The organism is Paenibacillus sp. LPE1-1-1.1 (assembly GCF_040676435.1).
GTDB lineage: Bacteria > Bacillota > Bacilli > Paenibacillales > Paenibacillaceae > Pristimantibacillus.
Window position 1 is genome coordinate 1,009,391 of sequence record NZ_JBEGHY010000001.1, and the last position, 17,803, is coordinate 1,027,193.

A 17,803-nucleotide genomic window follows, 5' to 3' on the forward strand; every position below is an offset into this window, starting at 1 on the left:
TGGTTCTCCTTTTTATTCGTGTTTCGTGTCAACCTTCGTTAATCTCACAGCCATGTATGCTTTCCCCGGGAGCTCGATTCGGAAAGAACCCTCATAAGTACCCGGAAGCTTCTCTATGGACATCATCCACGTATCGATCACTTCGACCTGGTACCGGATTCCCGGCTTGCGGTTGAATTTCCGGAAACGAGGCTGGTTGAATCCGAAATAATACAAGTAATATTCGTCCTTGATTCCCGCGCAAGGCACATCCCAGTCAGACGGCAGCGGATTGAGCACGCCTCCGGGGCTTGCTTCCGTAATTCCGCGAAGAAAAGCAATCCGATCCGGACTCGTTCCCGTCAGTTTACCGCCTTTGGACCACCATAGAATTTCTTCCGCATTGAGATAGGTTTCGCCATGGCCAACGTATCCCCCGCGAACCGCGCCTTCCCAGAAACGGCGGGTCATCTCTTCTCCGCTGATATTACCCCAGCCTTGATCGATATCCCCCTCGTATGCACACTCGTCGATCACGATGGGCTTTTTCCACTTCTCGCGCCATTCGGTCGTTGCCTCCGAGGTTTTGTACACGTCGATGCGCTGGATGCTGCAATGCGTAACCCACGGCTTGCTATAATCGTAAAAGCTTAGGCAATTATGGTTCGAAATGAGATGGTCGGCCGGATCGTTTTCTTTGATTATTTTTGCAAACCGCTCCCAATCATCCTCCTCCTTGGACCACATTAGATCATACTCATTTGCCAGCGACCACCACACGTTGCGGTATGCGGAAAGCCGTGCCGTGATATAGCGAAGATATCGGTCGTCCGCTGCCGGAGGCATTTCCGAATAGCCCCAGCGGTCGTAAGGATGAAACAGAATGAGGTCTGCCTCGATGCCCAGCATGTCCAAATCGGCAATGCGTTTCTCTAGGTGCTCGAAGAATGCCGGATTGGGTCGGGTGTAATCCCAGCCTTCCGCCAAGGATCCTTCGAAGGGATAATAGACCGGTTCGTTCTCGTTGAACAGGTACGATTTTGGAAACACGCACATCCTCATCTTATTGAACGGGGAAGCTTTCAACGTTTCGAGCGTCTGTTCCTCCAATTCGTCCCCTTGGTGAGTCCACGCGTAACTGGTTGTCCCCACGGGAATGTAAGATGTTCCGTCTGCGTAGGCAAAATGGAAAGTATCCTTCACACGCAGAGGACCATGGTTGCTTGGTGAAGGCTTTACAATCCGGAAGGAACCTTCAATCCCATCGAGCGAACGCGCATTGCTGGATGTACGGAACTTCCAGTCACCCTGGATATCCGGCATGAAGCGAATGCGGTATATCCCGTCTCCATCGTAGAATCCCCCCATTCGGATGGTCTTGTCGCCTGAACTGAACTCGGCATGAAGGGAAACTTCCGTGAATGGATTGCCGTGGCTTGGGCCCTTAAGCTCGATTTCGTAAACGCCCCATTGTTCGGCCTGGGCAGGCGCCTGAACGACAGCGGAAGCTGACGGGACATCGGCAGGCTCGTAATCGGTGGACGGAATCAATTCGGGTTCCTGCTCTACGGTTAACACTTCATAAGGTATATCAGCCAGCTCGGACAGCGTTTCCGCTATCCAATCCGGCTGCGACAGCTCTTCTTGATTAAATTGGTAGTATTGATCCAGGGACAGGCTCTTGAAGAGGGACGCGATATGCGGCGCAGCTGTGTGCAGCGCCGGTATCCGGCGCATGATAATCGCGCGGGCCGCTTCATTTTTGTAGATCGTGCCAATGCGGGTCTTCTCGGTAAAGGTCATGTTCATTGATCTCCCTACTGTTCTGGTTTTTTGCCTTGCTGTGTATAATCGTTTTCTACACTATTGCTTTGATTCTCATTCTAAAGAACTATCCGGCAGAACACCCACCAATAATACGACTTTCCGCTTTCGATAATCTGACTTCCGCAGCATTTCGGCATGTCATCAAAACACAAACGCAATGTCGTCATATTGAAAGCTTTGAAGAATGTACCTGTTCTATAATGGTAGCAGTTTTAGATATCCGAAAAGGAGTGCCTGCACATGCGCAAATCAGTAAATGTAACTATTCATGCGGATAAAATCCGTTTTCCGGTAAGCCCAACCCTGTACGGGCTATTTTTCGAAGAAATTAGCCATGCCGGAGACGGAGGGATCTACGCGGAGCTGATCCGTAACCGGTCTTTCGAAGATACGTTGGTTCCGGATAGATGCCATGTCGAAAATTGCAAGCTTCATTCTCCGACCGGATGGGTCTCGCCTTTTGAACATACCGATCCCATTCCCGGCTGGTATACGCAGATCCCAGAAGGATGCGAAGCTGAAATCAAACTCGACGACGTGCTTCCGCTGAACGAAACGAATCCGATTTCCTTGCGGGTTGAGGCGGCGTCCGTTCCGCACGGCAGTTGGGGTATTCCCGTTCGGTCCGGGGAGACGTACAACCGTGACCGTAAATTAAGCATCCTAATTTGATTATCACTAGTTGATCCCAGAGACTCTGCTTCGAAACCTGATAACCCAAAAACGAGTTGATCCCATTGCTGAAGTGTCCTTGAGGCAAATAACGATTCCAAGTTCCACTTATCGTGATGGCCTGAAACTTCGAAATAGTCCATGCCGAGTTCCCTCATCCTTGGCGTGATACTCTTTGTTAAAAAGTGATCAAGCTCGTTGATAAAAGCATAATTGTTGTGGTCACCAATAAGGTAAAATCCCTTCATTCCCTTGCTCCAAATTAAAGCAGTCCTTGGTGAGTCCATTTGATCATGAACGGATCTCGGTCGGAATTCGGACGGAATGTCTGTAAAATTCCCGCCTGCAGGAATATACTTCATGCATTCCTTGGTTTCCGGATCAGGCTTCGAGTAATCCTGTTGATTCGGCAAACTCCATAGCAGATATTTCAATTTCTCTCTTACCGTTACATGGTTGCTCTTCTTATGATTCGGACTAGGCAGGCAGCTGAGTATTGCGACATCTATCGGCAGTTGATGGATGAACAAGCCGTACGAGATATGGCCACGATCCAGCAGAAGAACACCATTGGCGAGTATCACTTTTGGACACAAGAATCTGTTGTCTTTTCCATGCTGGACTACACATAATATAGACATTTTACCTGAAATACCTCCGAACCATTCCGGTCGGAGGTATCCAGTTCCTGAAGATGCTTATTTATTTTCCTGACTGATCATGGGGAACCGTAACGGTGACATCTGCTTCCGTAACATTCCCTGCTTGATCTATCGCTTTATAAGTTATTGTATAAACTAGAGGCTCTTTACCTTTTGCTTTTTTGGCCAACAGCTTGAATTCCGTATCGAATGTGCCGAAATCGGCTTCTTGTACCATGGATTCATAGCTGCCAACGGCTATGCTCGGCGTAATGGACAGCAATTCCACCTGAGACAGCTCAACATCCGTTTCAACAGTTGCCGTTACTTTAACCAGCTTGTTGTTGGCCGGCCACAATGTTTCCTTATCCAGTACGACATTCAGGGTTGGGGCAACCGTATTAATTCTCAAGCTTCTGTACGCCCACTCCGACCAGGCGCCCCGATTATCCTTCGCACGAACCCTGATCGACCAATCTCCGTCCGCCAATCCATTCAAGGTGTATGAACCGGATGCGCCCGCCAGTTCGCCGCTGTCCACATCAACCGACTCCCAACCGTTGCTGGAAGCTTGAACCTGATAGGCCGCTTGAACATCCGCATCGTCGGCGTCAAGGAACGTCCAGTCAATCTGCGGACTATTCAGATTGATTGCCTGCCCATCCTGATACGAGGTGATCGAGGCGGTTGGAGCCGAATTCGCCTTGACAGCCATAAGCTGCTCAAGCAGCACCTTATCATTCATTTCAGATATATCTCGGTTGTAATGTAGATTTGTAACATCCCATAAAACCGGGGTAATTCCTCGGGAATATGCGGCACTGGTCACCGACGTAAGATAGAGCCGTATCATTTCTTGCGTCTTATTTTTTGTAGCTACACCAAACTCCCCCATGATAACGGGGATACCTTTGTCGATGAAACGTGTTTTAACCATATCCATGAGCCTGTTTAGCTCGGCGAAGTCTTCATCCGTTCCCCACTCCGTACGCGCTGTTCCCCAACTCGCATCCTCTTCCAGGAGGGCGAATGTTACAGGAGTGTAATAATGGACCGATACTGCACAGCGATTTTGGGGATCGTTTGGCAGCTTATAAAGTTCATCAACGGTCTTCTCGATATCCGTTACATAACCGCCTACCAACAGGTGGCGTTGTTTATTGTTGCCCCCGGAACCGCGTACAATATCTACAAATCTCTGGTTGATCTCATTCAGCAGCGCATAAGCTTCTTCTTTTCCGTCATCGCTGCCGTAAAAATTCCATAAATCAGGCCATACACCTTCCTCATTGAAAGACTCGAACATCAGATGATCGTCATAGTTTTTAAAAGCTTCTGTCAGTTGTGTCCATATGCGTGTATATTTGTACATAGATTCTTCTTTTTCTGACGGAAATTTCTCAAACCAGCCGCCGTCCCAATGAATATTCAGAATAACATACATACCGCTATCCAGTGCCCAATCCACAACTTCTTTTGCCCGGGCCAGATAACTAGGATTGATTGTGTAATCCTCGCCCATCATATTTGACCACGCTACGGGAATTCGAAGGACGCCAAAACCTTCGTTTGCATAACCTTTAATCATTTCCTCCGTAATAACGGGACTGCCCCAGGCAGTTTCATAATTTGTAACACTGGTGCCATTAATCCAGCTGCCTGTGGCTTCAAGCGTGTTGCCCAAATTAATGCCGATTCCCATTTCTTTGACAAGCTCCATTGTTGTGATCTCTCGCATTTCGGCCGTTGCTTCGCTTCCGGTCGAATCCGCTGCGAATGCCTTATCGGGGATCGCCGTCAACGAAGAGCCCATGCTTACTGTCAACGTGGCGGCCATCAGCAGAAGTGAAGCTGACTTACATAAGGAAATGATTGATTTGGTGAATCCACGCGACTTTTTACTTGTTTTCATCAACTAGTCTCCTTTATTAATTTTTATTTGAAAGCGTATACATTTCTGTTTTCTGATTGATTGTAAGTCATCGTTTGATTATTAACAACCCTTCATATTCTAGCCATAGAATAGCACGATAAAGACATGAAAAAACGGCGTATTTTTAAGCAACTCCCATTCAATACCATGCCAAGAAAGCCGAGGCAATAGCAGATCCCGCTTTACCATTCGGATGCGCATCGAACTCGCTCGACATATATTTTTTGTGATACCTATCCCATAACGCGACAAGTAATCGGAAGCATAGATGACCATGGCAAATAAGGCTCGAGCGCCTCTGGATTTTGTGAATCCGGAAGCTGCGTAAGCTGCTCGAACAGGTACTTTAAATATTGAAATGGAAGACGTTTTCCTTCGCCGTCTCGATGACGCTGTAGATCGCCGCACTTGCCTTCGCGCTGCGAGGCGTATTCGCAAATAACCAGTTCTTTCTCCCGATTACGAATGGCTTGATCGAGCGCTCACTGCGATTATTATCGATCTCGAGCCGACCATCCCTCAGGAAGGCAGTCAATTTCTCCCACTGATTCAGGCTGTAAGCAATCGCTTTTCCAACCAGACTCTTCGGCAGTGTTTGAGAGCGCTGTTGCTTGAGCCATACCGAATAAGCCTCCAGGATCGGAAGGCTTCGCTTCTTTCGCTCGGCATATCGTTCTTCTGGCGAAGCATCCTTCAGCTCGCGCTCAATGGCGAAGAGAGCATTGCAGTAAGCCAGTCCTTGACTAGCTACCGAATCCTTGTTACCTCTCGTCGCTGGCGGGGCTGCTTTCAACGCTTCATCGTATTTACGCCGCGCATGTGCCCAGCACCCCACAAGAGTCACACCAGCAACCTTATGATAGCCCGCATAACCATCGACATGCAGGTAACCTTTGAACCCGGATAAGAAGATTTGTGGATGCTCGCCGCCACGTGTCTTCTGGTAATCGTAGATGACCGCCGGCGCTACACCGCGTCCGGTGCGATACAGCCACATTACGAGGACGATTGAGCAGACTTCCCAGGCTCACGCAGCACCTGCAGCGTCGTCTCATCTGCATGAAGCACATCCTGCCTTAGCAGATATGCTTTCATCACGGAGACCAATGGCATGAGCCATTTCTGTGCACCATAGATCATCCAATTGGCCATCGTCTGACGAGATAACGTATGGGATCCCAGCTTGATCTATTTTGACGGAACGAAAGTGTACGGCACGCCTTCCTTTCACATTCAGAAGATGTTCGGCGAGCATCGCGGAGAGTACGTGGTTGATAGCTATGTCGCAACAGAAAGCCGTCCGGCCGACCTTTACGGAGGCCTCGGCGTCGAGGAGAAGGCGCTTGGCCGGATTCAGGATCTCGTCTTAAGCAACGGCAGGGAAACCCTGCTGTGCTTGAAGCGCTTATCCGACAGTCAGCCGCAGTGCAGGGAGTTCCATGGCACGTTGTTGATCGGCGATCCTTCTTGGAGCCAGTATGACGTTTCTATCAAAGCGATACTAGGTTCGGAAGGGATCCGGCTTCGCCTGTTGGACAGGCATCTGCCATGGGACAAGCAGAATTATCTCCTATGGGAATTGGATCCGGATGGAGAAAGCCGTCTGGTACGCATCGTCGGCTGGTCCCTCGTCAAATTGGCGCCCAACCGAAAGATCGCCGTCCAGGAAGCGGATTGGCAGCACATGCAGGCGACTATCGTCGACGACACGGTAAAGTGTTTCCTAAATGGCGAGCTCATCCACGAGTACCAGTCGGCGCCGATTCCGTATCTGACATCCGTTTCGACTTTGGACCGTACAGCAGGCGAACTGATTATCAAGCTGGTCAATCCTTCTCCTTATCTATTGGAGACGGAAATCCATATTCACGGCACGGGAAATGTTCCGGTGCAAGGCATACAAACGGTACTGACCTCCGGGGATCCAAAGGACGCGAATACGATCGACCGGCCTGAATCGGTGTCGCCCAAGGACTCGGATTTCAGCTGCGATGACGGCGTTTATCCGCTGCCGCCGTACGCCGCCGCGATCCTCCGCATCAAAATATAAGCAATGTCCCCAAAAGGTGACGAAGGCCTTGCGTTCGTTATTGCTTTTGGGGGGCACAAAAAAACACCCCGCGATCAGAGGATCGCGGGGTGTTAACGCTTAGCCGTTCAAAAAATATCTCTTATCCCCGTTATAAAAGGCTCCCTTCCCCGAAACAGGGTTTCGACGAAAAGAGCCTTTACTTGCTAATCCTTATATCCGGTTATTGCACGTTGTTTTCTACCGCCCACTGATCGAGCTGTTTCTGCTTCTCGGCAATGATCTTGTCAAGGCCGGCAGATTTCAGCTTGCTGATGAATTCATCCAGCTTGGCAGGATCGAGCGTGCCCGACTCCAGACCAGCCTTGTATTGGTTGTTTACGTTGGCTACCGCAGCGATCTCGGTCTTCACAGGAGAAGAATCGAACGAGAAGCCGAGCGCTTTGGAGAAGGTCGACGAATTGTTAAACTCCTTCGTCTGCTCCCAAATGTCGGGCGCCGTGCCTTCCCATACTTTGGCCAGCGCGTTGTTGCCGACTTGCCATTGGTTGAAGACGTAGTTGCTTCCGCCTTCCGGCGCTTTGATCTGTCCGTTGCCTGCATCTACGTAATGCTTGCCTTCGACGCCGTTGGCGATCAGATTAGCGATGTCCTTGTCGGTATAGAGCAGGTTCAACAGCTGTGCTGCGCGATCCGGATCCTGTGTATTTTTTGGGATCGACATCATGAATCCCGTACCGGAGTCGGAAGTGGAAATCGGGGGCACGAACCGGGCAGCCACCATTTCATATCCGTTTACCGTTTTCTCTTGGGCCTCGAAGCCCGGTTTCATGTTGGACAGGTAGCTGAAGCCTTTGCCCGCTTTCAACAGACTATTATTGCCTTCCTGCGTCGTTGCGGCATCCGGCATGGTGTATCCAGCCTGGTACCACTTGCGTGCAAGCTGCAGCGCGTCCTTATACATTTGCTGTTCGTAGAGGTTCACGACTTTCAGATCCTGATTCTCGACGATTAGGATACCTGGCGTATCGCCAAGCGTATCGATGTAACCGCGTACGATTTCAGCCGCAATCCCCGATGTTTGGGAACGCTGAACCAGCGGATACATCCCCGGCTCGTTCTCTTTGATCTTCTGGAAGATCGGATCAAGATCCGCATACGTTTTTACATTATCGAACGTCAGGCCATACTTGTCCATCAGGTCTTTTCTAGCCACGAAACCGTGGTCGGCCGCCGTATCACGCACGCTCGGCACACCATAGCTCTTGCCGCCGACTTTCGTCGCGTTGAAAATAGCCAATTCCATCGTATCTTTAATGGTCGGAGCGTGTTTCTCCACAAGCTCGTCGATCGGAAGCAGCTGTCCTTTGGCTACCTGCGAGCTGAAGTTGAAGAAAGAAGAAGTAACAAGGAGATCCAAAGGCTCATTGCCTGCAAGCAGCAGGTTGACTTGCTGTACCCACGCGCCAATGTCGATCGGCATCAATTTGACCGTTGCGTTAATCTTTTCTTTAGTAATTTTGCTGATTTGTTCCTCAACGAGAGCGACTTCATTCATATTCCCGAGTCCGATGAACGCTATCGTCAACTCCAGTTCTTTCTCGTTAGATGAGGAAGTGGCTGCTGCGCCGTCATTGCCAGCCGGATCGGAAGAACCGGCATTATTGCCCGAATTGTTCGATCCTGAGCAAGCGGAAACGAGCAATGACAGGATTAGCAGAACGGAGAGCAGAAGTGTTACGGCTTTTGACTTTCTTGGCATGTATTTTCCCCCTAGATTATGTTGGCACTGCAGCTGCAATCTATACCAACCGGGCGCAAAGGCCCGGAACTGGCTTATCCTGGCATTAACCCTTGACCGCCCCGATGGTGAGGCCTTTGACGAAATATTTCTGGAAGAACGGATAAATTAGGATCAGCGGCAGGATTCCTATAACGGCCATTGCCATCCGCACGGAGTTCATCGGCGGGTTGGCCGCCATCTGTTGTCCGCCCAGATTATTCTGCTGGAGGAACTGGATGTTAACCAGCATCCGGTTGAGCAGGTTCTGGATACTGAACAGTTTCGGCTCCGTGATATAGATGAGTCCGTTAAACCAGTCGTTCCAGTAGTTGATCGTCAGCATGAGGCCGATCGTCGCTAGAATCGGAAGCGACAGCGGTAGCACCATCCGGTAGAAAATCTTGAACTCCGTAGCTCCGTCGATATAAGCCGACTCGATAATCTGGACCGGAATCGAATTGGCGAAAAAAGTCCGAATCAGCAGGATGAAGAAACCGTTGGTGAGCAGACCGGGAATAACCAGGGCCATCAGCGTATTCTTCATGTGGAAAACTTCGGTATAAATCAGGTACGTCGGCACCAGGCCTCCGTTGAACAGGAGCGTGAAGAACACCAGAAAGCTTAGGATGCTGCGCATCGGCAAGTCCCGCCGGGATAACGGATACGCAAGCAGGGCGCTGATCAGCAGGCCGACGAAAGTGCCGATGATCGTGATCAGGATGGTGATCCCGTAAGAGTTGAACATTGCCGCCTTCTGTACCCAGAGGTACGAATAAGCATCCAGGCTGAACTCGCTCGGCCAGAACGAATATCCGTTACTGACGATCGCGCTTTCCTCCGTGAACGAGGACATGATGAGCAGTACGAATGGAAACAGGCACAGCACTACAAGAATGATGAATATCGCATGGACGACGGTCTGGTTCATATCGTTGGTTTTCATAGTCATTTTCCCTCTTTCCGCTTAGAACAAGGCGTTTTCTTTGTTGCGTCGGCTGACGATGTAGTTGGACAGCAGGACCAGGATAAATCCGACCAAGGATTGGTACAGACCGGCTGCGGATGACATTCCGATATCGCCGAGCGTCATGAGGCCGCGGTAAACGTAAGTGTCGATAACGTCCGTAACCGGCTGCAGCGGACCGGAGTTGAGCGGCACTTGGTAGAACAAGCCGAAATCTGAGTAGAAAATGCGTCCAATCGCCAGCAGCGTCATGATCGTAATGGTAGGCGCTATGAGCGGTACCGTAATGGTGCGGATCTGCTGCCATTTCGTCGCGCCGTCGATCGTCGCTGCTTCGTAATACTCGTGGTCGATGCCGATGATCGCTGCCAGGAAGATGACGCACAGGTATCCGGTAGACTTCCAGATTTGAACGATGGTTAGGATGTAAGGCCAGTATTTCGGTTCAAAGTACCAGGATATCGGCTCGATTCCGAACATCGGAAGCAGATTCAGGTTCAGGTAACCGCTCTCGGCGCTTAGCATCGAGAGTACTAGATAACCTACGATAACCATAGAAATCAGAAACGGAAGAAGAATGACGCTTTGATAGAATCGGGCCGAGAGCTTGCTTCTTACTTCATTGAGCAGAATCGCAACCGCGATGGCCATTACCGTATTAAGAATAATGAATGATACGTTATAAAGAATGGTGTTGCGGGTGATGATGAAAGCATCCGCCGTCTTGAACAGATACTCGAAGTTTTTGAACCCCACCCAATCGCTGCCGAGTATGCCCTTGGCATAGTTGATGTCCTTAAAGGCGATGACGACTCCGAACATTGGCAGGTAATTGTTGATAATGAGGTAAGCGATCCCTGGAATCATCATCAGAAACAATGCCCGGTAACGCTTGAGCTTCTTGAAAAACGGAGTCCATCCTGTTTGTACCATCTGCTGTCCCCTTCTTTCTTGCTGTTGTTATATTCTCATTCTAAGGGACAGGACATCGTGCCGCTTACCAAAAAAACGACTTCCCACTTTCAAAATTCCGACCATCTCCGGGTCTATAAAAGATAAAAGCCGATTCCGCTGGTACGGAATCGGCTCAAAGCCTAATTTTGCTGCGTCCGCTTGCGATAGTCCACCGGGTTCACTCCTGTTGCTTTCTTGAAGATCGTCGAGAAATAGGACAAATTCGAGTAGCCGGAAGTGACCGCTATGTCGCTGACCGATTGGCCGGTATTGGCGAGCAGCTCCTTCGCGTAATCGATCCTGCTTTGCTGAAGGAAGTCCGAAAGCGACATTCCCGTCTCTTTCTTGAAGATTCGCGACAAGTAGTCTGGATTGAGATAAACATGTCTAGCGATGTCTTCCCGAGATAAGTCCTGCTGTCCGATCTGGTCCGCAATAAAACGTTTAGCCTTGTCCACGACGGATAAGTTTTCTTCTATGGCGTGTATGTGGTTCATCGCGACTTCGATGACATACCTTACCCACTCCTGCAGGGATGCCAGCGAGCGAAGCACGGATTCCGGCTTGTCCGTCAGCAGATTTTGCGCGAATACCTGATTAGCCTGCAGACCTTTGGACTGAAGGACGAAAAATATCATCTGGAGGAAGTCCTGGTAGAAGGCATGCAGGGCTTGCGCATCGACAGAGCCGTCGAAAGCTTTCCATGACTCCAAATACTTCGATACCTGTTCCGACAGCTTATCTCGGGCGCCCTGCTTCATCCATTCCGCCCATCCGGCGAGAGGAGCCGGATCCAGCCTTGACCCATTTTTCTTGGACTCGCTAAGGATGAACGTCCGGTTGATCTGGGTCACATTATTCTCGTCGAGCTGTTGAAGGGAGCGCAGCATGCCGGCCAATTCGTAAAGCGGCACACGATCGCCTACGTAACAGCTGATATCGCAAAACAAATACTGATTGCAATTGCGGATGAACGCATCGCAATTCTCGCGTGTTTCCGCCTCGTTCACTGGCAATTCCAAAGGAATCACGGTCAGAAAAGAACCGTTAGCTGCCGGAATGACCGCCGTGCCGGACGTTGTTTCCATGGCTTCCTGCAGCACGTTGCGAAGGGCATATTCCATGATACGCTGATCCCGTTCCGACAGCTCTTTGTGCCAGCGCTGGACGCGGGTGTAGACGGTCAGAAAACGGGTGTTTTCGGAATACGTAAGCCCCGCTTTCCGCAAGTGCCCGCAGAGCGCTTCCGGATTTGAAGGGATTTTCCGATGAATCAGGTCCTGCCAGAAAAGCTCTGCCACGACCGGCTGATGCGATTCCCAAAGCTGCCTGTAATGATGATGGGTTTCCTCGAAGGAACGCAGCTCCCTTGCTTTGGCCATCTTGTCGAACGCCTTGCAAATCACCGATTCAAGCTCCGAATAATCAACGGGCTTCAGCAAGTAATCGAAGCTGTCGAGTTGAATGGCTTGTTTGGCGAATTGAAAATCCGAATGGCAAGTCAGGAAAATGGTCTCGGTATCGGGATAATGCTCCTTGACCCAAGCGGCCAATTCCAATCCCGACCCTTGCGGCATTTCGATATCACAAACCATTAAATGCACGGACTGGGAACGGAAAACTTCTTGTGCCTGCTTCAAACTATGCGCCGTATACACAGACCCTACATTCAGGCGTTCCCATTGAACGCCCGCCTGCAGTCCTCTCACCGCGTGGACTTCATCGTCAACAAGCAACGCATGATACATGAATCATCACCTCAAGGATCTTTTGTCTTTATGGGAATGGAAATCCGCACAACGGCTCCCGATTCGTTCTCGTTATAGAAATCAATATCCGCCTGGTCTTCATACAGCAAGCGAAGCCTGCGCCTAGCGTTCCAAATCCCGATCTGTTCCCCGGTCTCGTTAACTGGTTCCCCTTCGTACGCAAGCCGCTGAAGCACTTCCTTCGGAAACCCGGGTCCCGTGTCCTTAATATGAATAACAAGGCGCGAATCTCTTCCGGTCTCTTCTATGCAGACTTCAACCGATATCAGGATCAGCTCCTCCATGTTGACCGCGTACTTGATCGTGTTCTCCACCATGGTCTGAACGATCAAAGGCGGAACCTCCGTATCGAGCAGATGATCGGGCATCTCGACATGGTATTGGAAGATATCCGGAAATCGAAGCTGCTGGATCCTCAGATAGTTTTCCGTGTGGGCAAGCTCGTCCCTAAGGGCCACAAAATAGGAATTGCTTCGGAACATGAACCGGAAGTAGGACACCAGACATTTGGTCATTTCCTGGATCAGGGCAAAATCCCTTACCGTCGCCAGATTATAAATGATATTGAGAGAATTCAAAAAAAAGTGAGGATTAATCTGAAGCTGCAGATGACGCAGCTCCGCTCGTTGATGGTTTAATTTTTCCTCATACACGTTAATTTTAAGATCGTGAATCTCGGTGATCATGCGGTTGAACGTTTCGTTTACAATTTCGAACTCCGTTGAGGTCGGCACCTGCTCCATCCTGGAATCCCAGTTGCCGTCCCGAAGCTTCCGCATAGCAATGACTATCCGCTTGACCGGATTCAGGAATACTCTTCTCATCATAAAGATGAAGAGAAACAGAAATAGGACGGCTGCCAGCGAGATGAAAGATGAGATCCGCTGCAGATAAGGAAGCTTCTGAAGGATCGTGCTGTCGGGCACTGCAACTACTAAATTGAATTTGCCCTGCGTGGAAGGCTCGCCCATCACGAGATACTGATCCTTGCCTTTCCCTGTGATGGTGTAGGATTCTTCCGGGAATTCCAAGTTGATTTCCTTGTCCTGAATCAGGTTCTTATGACTGATAGGCTCGTCGTTGTCCGTCGTAATAAGCGCAACGCCGGATTTGCCCAGATCAATCAGATTGAGCGGCACCATCAATTTATCGCTGCTCATCCAAGCCCCCATATACACATTGCCGGACTTCAATAGATGGAACAAATAATATTCGTTCTTGCCTTCCCAAAGATGCCAGCGTGCGTAATCGATTGAATTGGCGTTAAGTTTAATCATTTCCAGCATTTCGTTCCGCGCCGACTCGCGTGCTTCAAAAGTATCTAACGAGTTTTGAATCACGATCAGGTCGCGGTTGATCTCGGAATAGACGAAAAATGAATCCAGAATCGGATAGTAGCCGAGATCCTCGCGAATCATATTAAATAGGGTAATTTTTGCGATGTTATAGCGATCCTCGTCCATCTCTTTGGGAAATTCGAGATCAAGCACGTTCAAATCGCTCTCCAACGTATTAGCCAGGTATTTGTCCACTTCTTCGAGATTGCGGTCGATCTGGTCCTTATACAGACTCAACATATTTTTGTTAGATTGCGCCACCTGGTTTCGGACTACGTCGACGGAATAGTAATTATTGACGATAAGAACGGTAACCAGAGGGATGAAAATAACGAGAACGGCGGCAAAAAATTTGAAGCGGAGTGAGTTGATTACCGGTTTGATTCTGCGCAATGCCGCCGTTCCTCCTTTATTATGGTTGACTTTCTTTGTATTATATCTTTTCTATTTCATTTGCGATACACGCCAAAGGATGGGAGACGTCTCCGCCTTTACTCACGGATTTGGGAGAGCTCCCGGCTGATGGCATCATATTGCTCTTTAGAAATGGCAGTACCCATGGGGCTATTGGCTGCCGCTGCTAGAGGCAGGTTGGCAAAATGATTCAAATTACCGGAAAAACCCGGCGCATGGCGGTCCAGGATTTGTTTGGCCGTTTCCCATTGAACGACTTCGCTTAGCCGCATGTCAGGCGTGTAAATCCGGTAAGTAGAATCCGTCCTAGCGTATGTGAACACGTAACGGCCCGACCCGGTTTCTACCCGGACTCCTTCTGCTTCTTGTGTGATGGACAAGATTCCTTCGTCCTTTATGCTGCCTTTTATCTCGTCCGCATGAGCTCCGCGCAGCAGGATCGATGCGGCTGCGTTGGCTGGAACGACGGCCTCGACCCGGATTTGCCTGTCATGAAACGTCCATCCGGCTTCCACTGTCCCGTACATCGATTCGTACGACGCCCGGGCATGGCTCAGCCTTCCGCCTGTGAAGTCGGGCTCGATCCGGACTTTTTTGTAGCCCGGCTGTTCCGCATCCGGCGAAAGACCGGCAATTTTGCGGTACATCCATTCGCCCACCGCCCCATAGGCGTAGTGGTTGAAGGAATTCATGTCATCGCTCCAGAACGAGCCGTCCGGCTTTATCCCATCCCAGTGCTCCCAAATCGTGGTCGCTCCCTTGGAAACGGAATAGAGCCAGGAAGGATACGTTTTCTGTAGAAGAAGCTTCACCGCCGTTTCATGGTATCCGTTATCCGAGAGCGCGAAGCAAAGATAAGGCGTACCAACGAAACCGGTAGTCAGGTGATAGTTGTTTTCCACGATCATTTCGTTCAGGTCGCGCGCGATTCTTGCGCGGTCCTTCGACTCAGCAAGATCGAAGACAAGAGCCAGCACATGGGCGGTTTGCGTTCGAGCGGCGACCCTCCCGTTCGGCGTGATGAATTCATCGCGGTACGCCGCAGCGATCCGCTCGGCCAGCGCCCCGTAATAAGCGGCGTCCTCCTCGAAGCCAAGCACTTTGGCGGCATCCCGTATAATTCGCGTGGAAAGCGCGAAATATGCCGCCGTTACCATGTGGCTCGGAGTGGCGCCCATATAGCTTCCTTCCTTGGCGTCCAAGGCCAACCAATCTCCGAAATGGAAGCCGGTGTTCCAGATATGCTCGGTGTCGCCCTGGGACCGGATGTAATCCACCCAACCCTTCATACTGTCGTATTGCTCGGTGAGAATTTGTTTGTCAGCCAGGCTCGTATACATCGCCCATGGAATAACTGTCGCGGCGTCGCCCCAAGCAGCTGACGAATACCCTTGAATAATGTTTGGCACGACGAATGGAACCTGGCCGTCGGCCAGTTGGTCTGCCTTCAGATCACGCAGCCATTTGGTGAAGAACGGACCGCCGTTGTAATTGAACAAAGCCGTACCGGCGAATACCTGCGCGTCGCCTGTCCAGCCAAGGCGTTCGTCGCGCTGCGGGCAGTCCGTAGGAACGTCGAGGAAGTTGCCCCGCTGGCCCCACACGATGTTCCGCTGCAGTTGATTCACCATTTCATCCGAGCATTCGAACGCTCCCGTCTGATCCATATCGGAATGAATCACTTCGCCGGTAAATGCTTCGGGCGGCAATCCCTTCTCTTGATCCGGGTAGCCTTCCACCTTGACATATCGGAATCCTTGGAATGTAAAATGCGGCGCATAGGTTTCGGTTCCTTCGCCTTTGGCGATGAAAGTGACCAACTGTTTGGCGGTGCGAATGTTGCCCATGTAGAAGTTGCCTTCTTTGTCCAAAACTTCGGCATGGGTCAGCTTAATTACCGTACCCTCCGGCGCCGAGACGTTAAAGCGGATTCGTCCCACCATGTTCTGGCCCATATCCAGCAGGGTATCGCCGGACGGCGTAACGATTACAGCCAGCGGCTTCAGCGTTTGCGTCACGCGTGTCGAAACATTCTCTTGCGCGACCAAATGCGTGAGCGGCAGCTCCAGCCGTTCGGCAGCGCCCCAAGACAAATCGTCGAATCCCGGCTCGCTCCATCCATTTTGCTCCATGCGGGCGTCGTACGTTTCTCCATCATAAATCTCGGAGAACCGTATCGCTCCCGTCGAGGCTTTCCAAGTTGGATCGGATCCCATTACCTCTTCGGTTCCGTCGTTGTATCTAACATGCAGCTGCACAAGAACAGCACGGCGATCACCGTAATGATTGGCCTTGTTCTCCCAGCCCAGCCGCCCTTTGTACCAGCCGTTGGCTACCATGATTCCGATCGCGTTGCCGCCCTTCTGAAGCTGCGCCGACACATCGTAAGTCTGATAAGCTTGGCGGGAGCGATAGCTTGTCCATCCAGGCGCAAGCTCGTCGTCTCCGACCTTTTCCCCGTTGAGGTAAAGCTCGTACACGCCGGCAGCGGTTACATAAATGCGCGCCGAAGCGATTTCCGCGCCCTTCAGCGAGAACGGCTTACGAAGCAAGAATGCCGGCTCTGCCTGCGGATCGATCGATTCGGAAGAAGGCGTAATCCACTGCGCCATCCATTCCTTCGAGTCGCAGAACGCCGTTTCCCACCACGCCGGATCACTCCATTCAGACTCACGCCCGAAATTGTCCCATGCCTTCACCCGGTACAGATACCGTGTACACGATGAAAGCGAGGGGCCATCGTACGGAACCAGAACGTTCTTGTCCGACTCGCATAGGCCAGAATCCCACAGCGGTTCATCGAAATTCCCGTTCTCCCCGGCCGTCTGGATTCGATAGGCTTTTTGCGTTGTCCCTTGACGGTCGGATTCAATACGCCAGCTCATGCGCGGATGAGTAACATCCGTCCCGAGCAGCTCACGGCGGTATTCCGCGGTTAGATGAGTTACCTTCAGTTCTGCCATATCAGCATTCTCCCTTTCATTTACCGTGATGAGTCTAATATCCCGATTTTATTTTACCGAATTCCAACCTCCGTCCGCTTTCGGTATAACGACTTATGTTTATGGTTTTCCGACCAAAATGGCCGACTTCCAAGCTGAATAGCGTATAGCTGCAATTTTTTCTAGTCCTAAACTGAAAAACTTTTTCCAATTACCTCCGCTTCCATTGCATTATATGAAGTAATTAATGTATCATTTGACCTTAGAACAAAAAAAAACAGAACCGTGGAGGGCATGTCTACATGCAAGGAAAAATTAAACTTCAAGAAGGCCAAAAACTAATTACGGACAAAGATTTTGAAATAGCCATTGCTGAAAAAGCGATAATCAAAGCAATGCAAAACGGTATGCAGATTCGCCCAGCCGCAACAATTGTTGGATATAACGATGATTCCGTTCGTATGTCTGACGGAAGTATTATCCATAGAGGCGCAAATTCGTTTTTCGTCTAAAAAGAGTTTCTATAGTTTCTATATGACCAAGGCCGATATAAATATCG

12 protein-coding genes and 1 pseudogene are annotated in these 17,803 nt (G+C 50.3%); 4 read left to right on the plus strand and 9 right to left on the minus strand.

Features of this window, described 5'->3' with window-relative positions; translation table 11 throughout:
• Window positions 1–12: 12 nt before the first annotated feature.
• Window positions 13–1,782 (minus strand): DUF5605 domain-containing protein, encoded by a 1,770-nt coding sequence (locus MRBLPE1_RS04635; RefSeq protein WP_364142130.1) that lies wholly within the window; start codon window positions 1,780–1,782, stop codon window positions 13–15.
• Between the two features lie 264 nt (window positions 1,783–2,046).
• On the opposite strand from MRBLPE1_RS04635, the gene MRBLPE1_RS04640 reads away from it, so the two are divergent.
• Window positions 2,047–2,478, plus strand: coding sequence for a hypothetical protein (locus MRBLPE1_RS04640; RefSeq protein WP_364142133.1), 432 nt, complete (start codon window positions 2,047–2,049; stop codon window positions 2,476–2,478).
• 467 nt (window positions 2,479–2,945) lie between these two features.
• Window positions 2,946–3,110, plus strand: coding sequence for a hypothetical protein (locus MRBLPE1_RS04645; protein ID WP_364142136.1), 165 nt, complete (start codon window positions 2,946–2,948; stop codon window positions 3,108–3,110).
• Between the two features lie 70 nt (window positions 3,111–3,180).
• On the opposite strand, the gene MRBLPE1_RS04650 is transcribed toward MRBLPE1_RS04645, so the two are convergent.
• Together MRBLPE1_RS04650 and tnpC are read right to left on the minus strand one after the other, a co-directional pair.
• A complete protein-coding gene (locus MRBLPE1_RS04650) occupies window positions 3,181–5,031 on the minus strand; it encodes a glycoside hydrolase family 5 protein (protein WP_364142138.1) in 1,851 nt (616 codons plus the stop codon).
• A gap of 254 nt (window positions 5,032–5,285) precedes the next feature.
• A pseudogene (gene tnpC, locus MRBLPE1_RS04655) lies at window positions 5,286–6,219 on the minus strand (IS66 family transposase); the annotation flags it as partial.
• Between the two features lie 16 nt (window positions 6,220–6,235).
• Here tnpC and MRBLPE1_RS04660 point away from each other — a divergent pair.
• Entirely contained in the window at window positions 6,236–7,102 is an 867-nt protein-coding gene (locus tag MRBLPE1_RS04660) for an alpha-L-arabinofuranosidase C-terminal domain-containing protein (RefSeq protein WP_364142140.1), read from the plus strand.
• A gap of 202 nt (window positions 7,103–7,304) precedes the next feature.
• On the opposite strand, the gene MRBLPE1_RS04665 is transcribed toward MRBLPE1_RS04660, so the two are convergent.
• From MRBLPE1_RS04665 to MRBLPE1_RS04690, 6 genes are all read right to left on the minus strand, one after another.
• Entirely contained in the window at window positions 7,305–8,843 is a 1,539-nt protein-coding gene (locus MRBLPE1_RS04665) for an ABC transporter substrate-binding protein (protein WP_364142143.1), read from the minus strand.
• A gap of 85 nt (window positions 8,844–8,928) precedes the next feature.
• Window positions 8,929–9,807: a carbohydrate ABC transporter permease gene (locus tag MRBLPE1_RS04670; protein WP_364142146.1), complete on the minus strand. Its 879-nt coding sequence runs from the start codon at window positions 9,805–9,807 to the stop codon at window positions 8,929–8,931.
• Between the two features lie 21 nt (window positions 9,808–9,828).
• Window positions 9,829–10,761 carry an ABC transporter permease gene (locus tag MRBLPE1_RS04675; protein ID WP_364142149.1) on the minus strand — a complete coding sequence of 311 codons (933 nt, stop codon included), beginning with the start codon at window positions 10,759–10,761 and terminating at the stop codon, window positions 9,829–9,831.
• Between the two features lie 161 nt (window positions 10,762–10,922).
• Window positions 10,923–12,530 carry a helix-turn-helix domain-containing protein gene (locus MRBLPE1_RS04680; protein ID WP_364142151.1) on the minus strand — a complete coding sequence of 536 codons (1,608 nt, stop codon included), beginning with the start codon at window positions 12,528–12,530 and terminating at the stop codon, window positions 10,923–10,925.
• Window positions 12,531–12,541: 11 nt separating this feature from the next.
• A complete protein-coding gene (locus MRBLPE1_RS04685) occupies window positions 12,542–14,281 on the minus strand; it encodes a sensor histidine kinase (RefSeq protein WP_364142154.1) in 1,740 nt (579 codons plus the stop codon).
• Between the two features lie 98 nt (window positions 14,282–14,379).
• A complete protein-coding gene (locus MRBLPE1_RS04690; RefSeq protein ID WP_364142156.1) occupies window positions 14,380–17,265 on the minus strand; it encodes a family 78 glycoside hydrolase catalytic domain in 2,886 nt (961 codons plus the stop codon).
• A 281-nt stretch (window positions 17,266–17,546) separates the two neighbouring features.
• On the opposite strand from MRBLPE1_RS04690, the gene MRBLPE1_RS04695 reads away from it, so the two are divergent.
• The gene (locus MRBLPE1_RS04695) at window positions 17,547–17,756 is read left to right on the plus strand and encodes a hypothetical protein (protein ID WP_364142159.1); all 210 of its coding nucleotides are present in this window, start codon (window positions 17,547–17,549) and stop codon (window positions 17,754–17,756) included.
• Window positions 17,757–17,803 lie beyond the last annotated feature (47 nt).

Bases quoted from the DNA above. Each gene is read 5' to 3' on its own strand.
- MRBLPE1_RS04680 (WP_364142151.1), bottom strand. From the start codon at position 12,530: ATGTATCATGCGTTGCTTGTTGACGATGAAGTCCACGCGGTGAGAGGA.
- MRBLPE1_RS04635 (WP_364142130.1), bottom strand. From the start codon at position 1,782: ATGACCTTTACCGAGAAGACCCGCATTGGCACGATCTACAAAAATGAA.
- MRBLPE1_RS04695 (WP_364142159.1), top strand. From the start codon at position 17,547: ATGCAAGGAAAAATTAAACTTCAAGAAGGCCAAAAACTAATTACGGAC.
- MRBLPE1_RS04640 (WP_364142133.1), top strand. From the start codon at position 2,047: ATGCGCAAATCAGTAAATGTAACTATTCATGCGGATAAAATCCGTTTT.
- MRBLPE1_RS04650 (WP_364142138.1), bottom strand. From the start codon at position 5,031: ATGAAAACAAGTAAAAAGTCGCGTGGATTCACCAAATCAATCATTTCC.
- MRBLPE1_RS04690 (WP_364142156.1), bottom strand. From the start codon at position 17,265: ATGGCAGAACTGAAGGTAACTCATCTAACCGCGGAATACCGCCGTGAG.
- MRBLPE1_RS04665 (WP_364142143.1), bottom strand. From the start codon at position 8,843: ATGCCAAGAAAGTCAAAAGCCGTAACACTTCTGCTCTCCGTTCTGCTA.
- MRBLPE1_RS04670 (WP_364142146.1), bottom strand. From the start codon at position 9,807: ATGAAAACCAACGATATGAACCAGACCGTCGTCCATGCGATATTCATC.
- MRBLPE1_RS04645 (WP_364142136.1), top strand. From the start codon at position 2,946: ATGATTCGGACTAGGCAGGCAGCTGAGTATTGCGACATCTATCGGCAG.
- MRBLPE1_RS04675 (WP_364142149.1), bottom strand. From the start codon at position 10,761: ATGGTACAAACAGGATGGACTCCGTTTTTCAAGAAGCTCAAGCGTTAC.